Below are 9,974 nucleotides of genomic sequence, written 5' to 3'. Positions count from 1 at the left end.
CAAGCCGATGAATGGCACCGACCCGATCCGGCCGAAAGCCAACGGTTTGCCCGGCTTGAGGAAAACCCGCCATGAATCGATCTTGCCGATCTCGGAGACCACCTGCCGGACCAGATCGGCATCCCCGACAGAGACGCCGCCGGAAGTCAGCACCAGATCGACGTCTTTTGCTGCCGCCAATAGCGCCGTACGGATTGAGGATGCTTCATCCGGCAAGACACCCAGATCAACAATCTCGACACCGAGACGCGACAATGCGGAAACCAGAGTGATGTGATTGCTGTTGTAAATCTTGCCCGGCTCCAGAGGCAGGCCGGGCGCGACCAACTCGTTGCCCGTCGTAAAAATAGCGACTCGCGGCTTGCGAACGACCCGTACCTGCGCACAGCCTATGGATGCCAGCAAACCAAGCTCGGCCGCATCCAAACGGGTTCCGGCAGACAGCACGCGCTGACCATGACGGCTATCGGCGCCTTTAGGCCGCACCCCTGCCCCTGGGGACATGGTTTCGTGCAATGTCACGGTATGCGAATCCGAACGCGTTACGGATTCCTGAGCGATGACGGCATTCGCCCCCTCAGGTAATGGCGCCCCGGTAAATATCCGCCAGACAACATCTCCTGCAGGCAGAGCGGCTGGTGCATCACCCGCATAGGTGATTCCTGCCACCTGGCGCGATGAACCGCAAGCCAAAGGCGCTCTAACAGCATAACCATCGAACAGGCTTATATCACCCGCGGGCACATCCTGCTGTGCATAAACATCCTCCGCCAGAAACCGCCCCAGTGCAGTCTCCAGCAGAATCAGTTCCGACTCGGTAATCGGTGCCAACTGCTCAATCAATTGGTGCTGCGCAATATCAATAGGTTGCAAAAGAATTCCTCGTACAGACATAGGCAAAAAGAATCAACAAAACAACGCCACTTATTCCGCAACAGGCGGATCGAAATCGGCAAACCAGCGATCACGGGCCACCGCGTCGCTCTCCCGTGCATCCACCCAACAGCTTGCGCCGGAAGAATCGGTTTCCTTCTTCCAGAAAGGCGCATGAGTTTTGAGGAAATCCATCATGAATGTGCAGGCTTCGAGCGCATCGTGGCGGTGCGCGCTGGCCACAGCGACCAGAACGATCTGATCACTGGGAAACAAAGCACCATAACGATGAATGATCGTTACGCCCGCAACCGGCCAGCGCGACTTCGCTTCCGTGGCCACGCGCTCAAGCGCGCGCTCCGTCATGCCCGGGTAGTGTTCCAACGTCAGAACGGCCACATCACGCGCTTCATTCATGTCTCGAACCGTACCCAGAAAACAGGCGACAGCCCCCACATGCGCGCAGCGCCCACGGAGCTCTGCCAGCACTGAATTCACGTCAAAATCCTCGGTCTGAACCGAAATTCTCATAGATTGCCTTTGCTTTATCGGATTCACGGGGCTCATGCATAACGCAGTCACATCAGCGCCCACCATTGATTAGTTTTAATACCCCATAGAAACACTAAGGGAAGGCACACATTGTATATTAGCGGCACCTGATGTAGATTCTTAGGGCTCGAAAATTTCATGATCGAATTTTGTGATCGTAAATCAATACAGATTGATTGACCAATGATGAAGAACCATGAAGAATGCCGAGTCTCGTTGAAAGCGTGAATTTCTTACGTTAGAAAACAGCGTGCAAAATACCGTTGTCGGAGAATGGTTTTTTTGCCAGGTGGATCCCTTAAAAAGATCCTTGCAATTGCCTACAGTGCAGGAGTGAGCAATGTCAGAAAATATGATTAACACCGTGCCAGAAGGCACGAAAAAAGCAGGCGAAGCGTCGAGTGATCGTCGCAAGTTCCTGCGAAAGAGTGTTGCCCTGGCAGCCGGTGGCGCCGCCATCGCTGCGACCAGCGCAGCCAACGCAGGTGATGGTCTGAAAACCTGGACCACACCTTTGAAAAACGAACCGACTCGCCACATGCTGGGTCGGGGCGTTGTTTCCGTTCCTTATGGCTTACCCTCCAAATATGAAAGCGGCGTGGTTCGGCGCAACGTCGGCTGGCTGACGGCGGATACCATCGCATCGATCAGCTTTACACCATGGCAAGACCTGCACGGGATTATCACCCCCAACGGCCTGCACTTCGAACGTTACCACGCTGGTGCGGTCGATGTTGATCCAAGCAAGCACCACCTCGTGGTCCATGGCATGGTGAAACAACCGATGATCTTCACGGTTGATGACCTCAAGCGCCTGCCTTCACATACAGCAATCCACTTCCTCGAATGCCCGGCAAACGGTGCGATGGAATGGCGTGGAGTCCAGATGGACTCCCTGCAATTCACGCATGGCATGATGAGCTGCTCGGAGTGGACCGGCGTCAAGCTGACCACCCTGATGGAAATGGTTGGTGTAGATCCCAAGGCAACCTGGTTCTACGGCGAAGGTACCGACGGTTCGGCACTGCAACGTTCCGTACCGATGGAAGGCGCTGTTGATCAACACGGTCGCCCGATTCCGCCGGAATATACCAATCATTATCGCGATGCAATGGTTTGCTACGCCCAGAACGGCGAAGCGCTTCGACCAGAAAACGGCTACCCGATTCGTCTGTTCATCCCCGGCTTCGAAGCAAATATTTCAACCAAATATCTGCGTCGCATCATGTTTACCGACAAGCCGCTGGTCACCTACCAGGAAACACGTCATTACATCGAAGTATTGCCAAATGGCATGATTCGTCAGTACGACCTGGTTAATGAAGCGAACTCGGTCATCAACTACCCTTGCCCCGACTTCAAGTTGAATGGCAAAGGCACCTATGAAATCCGTGGGATTGCCTGGTCTGGCTACGGCAAGATCGCCCATGTCGACGTTTCCGTCGATGGCGGCAAGAACTGGAAGCAAGCGAACCTGGTCGAACCTGTTCTCAACAAGTGCGTCACCAAGTTCACACTCCCATTTGAATGGGACGGCGAAGAAGCGCTGATTATGAGCCGCGCAACCGACGAAACCGGTTACGTTCAGCCTACGCTGAAACAGTTGCGTGAAGTTCGTGGCTTTAACAGCATTTATCACAAGAATTCAATTCAGGTCTGGAAGATTGAGAAGACTGGCGAGGTGAAGAATGTCCAAATCGAAAATGTCTAATTGGAGCCTTGGGCTTGCCGCTGCCGCCGTTGCTCTGACCCTGAGTGCCAATGCGTTCGCCTTCGATGCCGCCGCACTGAAAAGTGCGCCCAAGGTACAAGGCGTAGGGATGAACATCACCGACGCAGCCATCAAACCTTGGGATATCTCTTACTTTTATGATGGCACCAATCTGCCAGATGGTAAGGGCACGGTCAGCGCAGGCGAAAAGATCTATCAAGAACAGTGCGCCATGTGCCACGGTGACTTTGGTGAAGGCGCTCATGGCTATCCCAAGATGGTTGGCGACCCCGTTGACCAATTCGAAGCATCAGCGAAAGCTGGCGTGGACGCTGTAAGTAACCGCGGTTTGAACAACACCTGGGGTAATGCGCCGACGTTGATGGATATGATTCACCGTCATATGCCTTTCTACGCGCCGGGCACTCTGACAACAGATGAAGCCTACTCGGTTACCTGCTACGTGATGAACCTGGCCAGCATCCCAGGCGTTGGTGATGATTTTGTCTGCGACAAAACATCCCTGCCGAAAATCAAGATGCCCGGCGAACCGCTGTACGTGACCAACAGCGGTCCGGATACCGCCAACCAACGCTGCATGAAGGACTGCTACAAAGGTACGCCTTTCGTTGTAGAAAAAGCAGCCAGTATCGGTAATGTCAGCGTAGGCAAAGTCAAAGCCAAAGATACGCAATAATCTGTAACTGGATTATTAAGCAAAAACCCCGTCTTTAGAGACGGGGTTTTTTTGTGGCCTTCGCTATATCGAGTGCCTCGCAAAACGATCACGAACGTGGACTCGCTGGCTTTGCGTTGGTAACGCCCAACGCAGAAATCTTGCCGCGGGCTGTCGCCAGCTTAATGCGCAGCAGGCGCAAGCCCGCGTTCAGTCGGTTTTCGATGCACCCCGGAAGGGCCGTAACTACTTGTCTTGATCCTCGTCAACCTGCCGGATGACGCGACGCTCCTGCTGCACCTCGACGATCTCGCCTTCATAAATCTGCCCGCGGCCCTTTCGCTTCGTGACAATCGTGTGCAGATTCCTTGCCATCCAGACGCCAAACGTCAGCTTTCTCAACCAGGGCAGGACAAGAACCAATCCCAGCGCATCCGTAAGCGGACCAGGCAGAATCAGGAGGATAGCCCCAACCCACGTAGCAAATACGCCCAGCGGGTCCGCGACCGTCGACTGCCCGACTGCATCCAATGGCCGCCCGATCTGAAACGATCCACGTATTCTTCGTAGCAGGTAGACGCCAACAGCAGCCGTACCGATAATCCATGCCAGTGTGAACCAGAACCCGAACAGTGCTCCCATCCCGATGAGCAGTACGATTTCAATGACAGGTAGCAGAGCAATAAAGGATAACGGGTTCACCATCAAAAACCTTCATAGATTAGACGATGCAAAGGCATCGATTTATTTGCATACTCACTAAATGACCTACACGGTCTAAGATCATAGTGGTGTCATGCAAGGTAAAATTCAATGCAGCAGATGGAAAAGCCACTCACACAAATTTTGGCCCAACCCGCTACGCTCCGGAATCTCCGTGAATACTTTGCGTCTCAGTCATCTAAAACCGCTACCAACAAAAGGCGCTTGAACCATATGTCCATGTACAAATTACTTAAAACAGTTCTCACCACCCTGGTGCTGTTTTCATCTGTGCTACTGAATTACAGCGCACACAGCGCAGATCTTCTGAATCCCGAAGAAGCCTTTCATGCTTCGGCCGGGGTAAATGGTGCCAATATTGATCTGAAATTCCATGTCGCCAATGGCTATCATCTTTACCGTGACAGAATTACGATCACCGCGCAGACCGAGTCGCTCAAACTCGGCAAACCTGTCTTACCGGAAGGCGTCATCGACAACGACCCCTACTTTGGCAAGCTTGTTGTGTACAAGAAGGACTTTACCGTCCAGGTGCCGATCGAAGCCAGCCAACCGGGCGAAGCCAAATTAAAGCTCAAATATCAGGGGTGTTCCGACACCCAAGGTGTCTGCTACCCACCGCAGACACAGGAAGTAACAATCAATCTTCCGGCGAGCGCGACACCCCCCGCATCAGCCACATCATCCAGTCTCAGCAGCCTCGCGTCGCTTGGTGGTGATGGCGGACAGCAACCACTTGATCCTGAACAGGCGTTCAAGGCCAGCATTCAGGTAAAAAACAATGAGATCCACCTTCACTGGGATATCGCCGACAACTACCACTTGTATCGCGATCGCATCAAGGTAGGGCTTGCCGATACCGATGCAAAAATCACCTCGGGCTCCATACCAAACGGCAAGGTCGTTGATGACCCGGGGTTTGGTAAAGTTCAAGTCTTCTATCACTCACTCGACGCCAAAATCGGCATCAAACCCGGCAGTAGCGATTCAGCCATTGTCGTCGCCGGCTCTCAGGGCTGTGCAGATATGGGCCTGTGCTACCCACCGATTGAACATGCCTGGAAGGTAAACTTCAAGACGGGCGCGGTCGAGCCTCTGAGCACGGCACCGAAGACTACACTTGAGAAAGTTGTCAGCTTGCCGGGCAGCAGCAATTCGGCTGCTACCAAAGCGCAGCAACCGGCTCAATCGGAACCGGTGCAACGCAGCCAGACGGATGCCATTACCCATGAACTGCAAACCGGCAGCCTTTGGACCATCATTCTTGGCTTCCTGGTGATTGGTCTGCTGCTGGCATTCACCCCCTGTGTATTCCCGATGATCCCGATTCTTGCGGGCATCATTGCAGGCCAAGGGGATAAAATCACGACACGCAAGGCCTTCGTTCTCTCGGTCGTGTACGTACTGGCGATGGCCGTCACCTACACGGTCGCGGGTATTCTTGCCGGTCTGTTCGGCTCGAATCTGCAGGCGGCCTTCCAGAACCCCTGGATTCTTACGGCATTCGCGGGCATTTTCGTTGCGCTTGCCTTCTCGATGTTCGGGTTCTTTGAACTGCAACTCCCCTCATCCCTGCAATCGAAAATCATGCAGGTCCAAAACAACCAGCAGGGTGGAACACTCGTGGGTGTGGCCATCATGGGCCTGCTCTCCGCACTGATCGTCGGTCCCTGCATGGCACCACCGCTGGCCGGTGCGCTGATCTACATCGGGCAGACGGGTGACGCGGTACTCGGCGGCACAGCACTGTTTGCCATGAGTATCGGAATGGGACTGCCGCTGATCATCGTGGGTACGCTGGGTGGCAAGTTCCTGCCGCGCGCCGGTGCCTGGATGGATGCCGTCAAAAATGTATTCGGCGTGCTGATGCTGGGGGTTGCCATCTGGATGCTGGAGCGCATCATTCCGGATATCGCGGCTCAGGCGCTGTGGGGCATTCTGCTGATTGGCGCAGCGGTTTACCTGAGTGCAACCGACCCGCTCAAGGAGGCAGCATCGGGTTGGTCTCGACTGTGGAAAACGATCGGTGTCATTCTGCTGATATGGGGCTCGTTGATTTTGGTCGGCGTAGCAGCCGGTGGCAAAGGCAGCGTCTTTACGCCACTGGCAGGCCTGAGCATGGGAGCGCAAGGCGGCAGCGCCCAGCCAACGGCGGCCCTGTCCTTCACCCGCGTCAAGAATCTGGCCGACCTCAACACGAAACTTGCCGAGGCCAAGGCCGAAGGCAAGCCTGTCATGCTGGATTTTTATGCCGACTGGTGCGTTTCATGTAAAGAGATGGAGCACAACACCTTCAGCGATCCCACTGTCATTGCCGGCTTGAAACCTTTTGTCTTGCTGCAAGCGGACGTGACCGCCAACAACGCGGATGACAAGGCGCTGTTCAAGCGTTTCGGCGTGCTTGGCCCACCCACCATTGTGTTTTTCAACGCAAAAGGTGAGGAACAAAAAGCCCAGCAGGTCGTGGGCTATGAACCACCCCAGACGTTCATGAAACATATCGAGGCAACGAGTGCGCCGTGAGGTGACAGCCACCAACTGAAGTGGGCTGACTCTTGCAAAGTCGCCCAGAATAAGAAACACAGAAAAACCCTCAGCTTTTATGCTGGGGGTTTTTGTATTTTGAGCGTAAAATCGAAAACGGGTTAAGGCCGATCGGTTCCATCGTCCAAGTAGGATCATGGCGCAACTAAAGAACAGAATAAGAGAACGAATTCTTTGATTAATGCGGCTACCAAAACAAAAAATGATCGCATGATTCGTTTTTTCACCCGTCCGCTTGCTATTAATCTTCTGCTGGGCTTACCGGCTCTGATACTTTTGATCTGGATCGTGATCAGTGAGTACCAACAGTTCCAGCAAACCACGCTCAGCACCAATCAAGATGCAGACCGTGCCGCCGCGGTGTACGCCAGCCAGATTCATACTCGGCTTCTGACGCAATTTATCGAACTCGAATTTATCGGTACCAATCTGCTCGATGAAGAGACCGATCCGACTGATCTCTCACCAAGAACTGTTCGCTCCCTTAAGCGGTTCATGGATATCCATCCGGATTTTTACGCGCTGAACATCCTTTCTGCCGACGGTAGCAAAATCCTCTGGTCATCCATCAAGCAAAGTCAAAAACCCATCGTTGAGGCGAATCAATTCAATCCTTTGGAGGGGCACCCGGATTTTCTGCTGGGTGAAAGTAAGTTTGCCACTCGCTTCGGCGGCTATTTTCTTGCGATGCGTTACCGCGTAAAAAATCCCGATGGCGGCGTTCGCTTTTTTGTCGGCTCACCTTATCGACTGACTCATTTGATGGCATTCGATCTAAAAAACGCACCGTGGGTCTTTCGCATAAAAGACACGCGCTCCAATAAAATTCTGGGGGAATGGCGCGATGGCGTAATTTCTACCAACGATGATCCCTCACCCCTTGAGACTCAGAACCAGGCGAAAGTCATTGGCACACCGCTCTGTGTCGATGTCTATGGTACAGCCGATCTCGCCTGGCAACGTTACCAGGCAACGGCATGGCAACGCTGGATTCTTGAGTTCAGTCTGATGCTCTTCCTGGGTGCCGTTTCACTACTCACCCGACGCCTATTGCATGAACGAGCGCACGCCAATCAACACTTGCAGCGGTTCTCCCAGTTCAATCGGATGCTCGCCGAAATAAACCAGGTGATCGCAGATGCCGAGGATGAAAACCAGCTATTCGACCAGATCTGCAAGATCGGCATCGATGAAGGGCAACTTGCACTCATGTGGGTCGGGCGACCGGATGAACAGGGTGTTTTCAAATTTCTGGCCGCGGCGGGCAGGACGGAGTTTCTGAATGGACTGCGTTTATCAATCGACCCGGATCACTACACGGGTCAGGGTTTCTGCATCCAGACCTGGAACAGTGGCCGGCCATTTTTCAGCACCGACCCCAGCATCTCTCCGTTTCCCTGCGAGTGGCAAGAACGCGCACGTGCTTTTGGTCTGTGGGCAGTAGCCAGCTTGCCGCTTCGACGAGATGGTGAAATTCAAGCCTTGTTGGTTGTCTACTACCCGGAAGCCAGAGACTTAACGGAGTTCCAGCCGCTCTTCGAGGAACTTGCCGAAGATATTTCGCGAGGGCTCGATCGGCTGGAGCTCATAAAACGTGAACGCATGAGTTCTGCCTTTAATCGGGCCATTCTGGATAATTCATCCGCTGGCATCATGTTGCTGCACAACCGCATCATCAAATTCGCCAACCAGCGCTTGGCCGACTTGATCGGTGCCGCCAGTCCACAGGATCTGGTGAACCGCCCGACGCGTGATTATTACTATCGCCCAGAAGATCAGGCACACCTGCTCAAACTGATTCCAGAAGCTTTTGCCAAAGGTGAACAGGTTCACTTCGAGGCCCAGTTTCGACGGGTAGACAATGGGGAAATTCGCTGGTTTAGCCTGACAGGACAAGCATTCAACCTACCGGGTTTCGATGAAACCTGGATGATCACCGACATCACGGAGTACCACGAAGCCCTCAGCCAGCAACGCCTTCTGGCCTCGGCCCTGGCCGCGATCCAGGAAGGTGTCGTGATCACCGACAACCAACAGCACATTATCTACGTCAACGCGGCCTTCACCGCTCAGACTGGGCTGGCGCTGCCGGACATCCAGGGCGCCTCTCTGGCCGATCTTCTCGGCCACCACAGTCCGAACGACATCAGATCCGTGGTTCAGAAAATCCAGAACGAAGGCAAAAGCTATCGAGGCCAAACACCGATCAAACAGAAAGATGGTCGAGAATTCTGGAGCTTGATGACCATCAACCCCGTCATCAACGAATCAAACCAACGAACCAATTTTGTCTGCGTCCTGCGGGACATCACCGCGATGCGGCGACTCAATGAACGCCTCGAATATCAATCCCTGCATGATCCACTCACCCATCTGCTGAACCGCAGAGCGCTGGAAAAAACCCTGGAGGAGCGCGTCCATCAAGCCCGATTGACGAATCAGCCTCTGGCTGTAGGCATGCTTGACCTCGACGATTTCAAGCCAGTCAATGACACCTATGGCCATGAAGCAGGCGACCGGTTGCTCAAGTTAGTATCTCAACGCCTTTCAGAACGTTTGCGCGATCATGATGTCCTGGCACGAATCGGCGGCGACGAATTCGTGATTATCATCGGCTATCTTGATGATGGTAATCTCGCGCAGCAGCTACAACGGATACTCGAACGCCTGCACGAAGCCATTGAGACTCCGTTCGAGATTGAAGAGGGACAACTGGCTTGGGTAGGTATGAGCATGGGCGTGGCACTGTATCCCGATGACGGTGCAGAGAGCGACTTGTTATTGCGGCGTGCGGACGCGGCGCTCTATCGAGCCAAAACACATAAGCATACGCAAGATCTCTGGTGGCGGCGCTGGATCGAAGAGAGCAATTCAGCCAAACCGCTTAATCCATAA

At 53.8% G+C, this 9,974-nt stretch carries 7 protein-coding genes; 4 read left to right on the top strand and 3 right to left on the bottom strand.

Annotated features, from left to right (window positions below):
* Together PHD44_RS03865 and PHD44_RS03860 are read right to left on the bottom strand one after the other, a co-directional pair.
* The coding region (locus tag PHD44_RS03865; RefSeq protein WP_300188235.1) for a molybdopterin molybdotransferase MoeA at positions 1–873 on the bottom strand (873 nt) is incomplete at its 3' end.
* Positions 874–924: 51 nt separating this feature from the next.
* Complete coding sequence (locus PHD44_RS03860; protein ID WP_300188233.1) at positions 925–1,404, bottom strand: molybdenum cofactor biosynthesis protein MoaE; 480 nt, start codon at positions 1,402–1,404, stop codon at positions 925–927.
* Between the two features lie 361 nt (positions 1,405–1,765).
* Between PHD44_RS03860 and soxC the strand changes: the two genes are divergently transcribed.
* Together soxC and PHD44_RS03850 are read left to right on the top strand one after the other, a co-directional pair.
* On the top strand, positions 1,766–3,136 hold the full coding sequence (gene soxC, locus PHD44_RS03855) for a sulfite dehydrogenase (RefSeq protein WP_300188231.1): 1,371 nt from the start codon (positions 1,766–1,768) through the stop codon (positions 3,134–3,136).
* On the top strand, positions 3,114–3,833 hold the full coding sequence (locus PHD44_RS03850) for a c-type cytochrome (protein ID WP_300188229.1): 720 nt from the start codon (positions 3,114–3,116) through the stop codon (positions 3,831–3,833). The genes soxC and PHD44_RS03850 overlap by 23 nt, the downstream gene beginning before the upstream one ends.
* A 225-nt stretch (positions 3,834–4,058) precedes the next feature.
* Here the strand turns inward: PHD44_RS03850 and PHD44_RS03845 are convergent, their stop codons facing one another.
* Entirely contained in the window at positions 4,059–4,517 is a 459-nt protein-coding gene (locus PHD44_RS03845; RefSeq protein ID WP_300188227.1) for an FxsA family protein, read from the bottom strand.
* Between the two features lie 231 nt (positions 4,518–4,748).
* Here PHD44_RS03845 and PHD44_RS03840 point away from each other — a divergent pair, with 231 nt between their 5' ends.
* Positions 4,749–7,058, top strand: coding sequence for a protein-disulfide reductase DsbD (locus PHD44_RS03840; protein WP_300188225.1), 2,310 nt, complete (start codon positions 4,749–4,751; stop codon positions 7,056–7,058).
* A 231-nt stretch (positions 7,059–7,289) separates the two neighbouring features.
* Positions 7,290–9,974: a diguanylate cyclase gene (locus PHD44_RS03835; RefSeq protein ID WP_300188223.1), complete on the top strand. Its 2,685-nt coding sequence runs from the start codon at positions 7,290–7,292 to the stop codon at positions 9,972–9,974.

It is taken from the genome of Halothiobacillus sp., from assembly GCF_028710545.1.
GTDB lineage: Bacteria > Pseudomonadota > Gammaproteobacteria > Halothiobacillales > Halothiobacillaceae > Halothiobacillus.
Note: the sequence above shows the minus strand (reverse complement) of the source record. Positions and strands in the feature narration are given on the sequence as shown.

Excerpts from the sequence above, each read along its gene's own strand:
- PHD44_RS03860 (WP_300188233.1), bottom strand. The coding sequence starts at position 1,404 with ATGAGAATTTCGGTTCAGACCGAGGATTTTGACGTGAATTCAGTGCTG.
- soxC (WP_300188231.1), top strand. The coding sequence starts at position 1,766 with ATGTCAGAAAATATGATTAACACCGTGCCAGAAGGCACGAAAAAAGCA.
- PHD44_RS03850 (WP_300188229.1), top strand. The coding sequence starts at position 3,114 with ATGTCCAAATCGAAAATGTCTAATTGGAGCCTTGGGCTTGCCGCTGCC.
- PHD44_RS03845 (WP_300188227.1), bottom strand. The coding sequence starts at position 4,517 with ATGGTGAACCCGTTATCCTTTATTGCTCTGCTACCTGTCATTGAAATC.
- PHD44_RS03840 (WP_300188225.1), top strand. The coding sequence starts at position 4,749 with ATGTCCATGTACAAATTACTTAAAACAGTTCTCACCACCCTGGTGCTG.
- PHD44_RS03835 (WP_300188223.1), top strand. The coding sequence starts at position 7,290 with ATGATTCGTTTTTTCACCCGTCCGCTTGCTATTAATCTTCTGCTGGGC.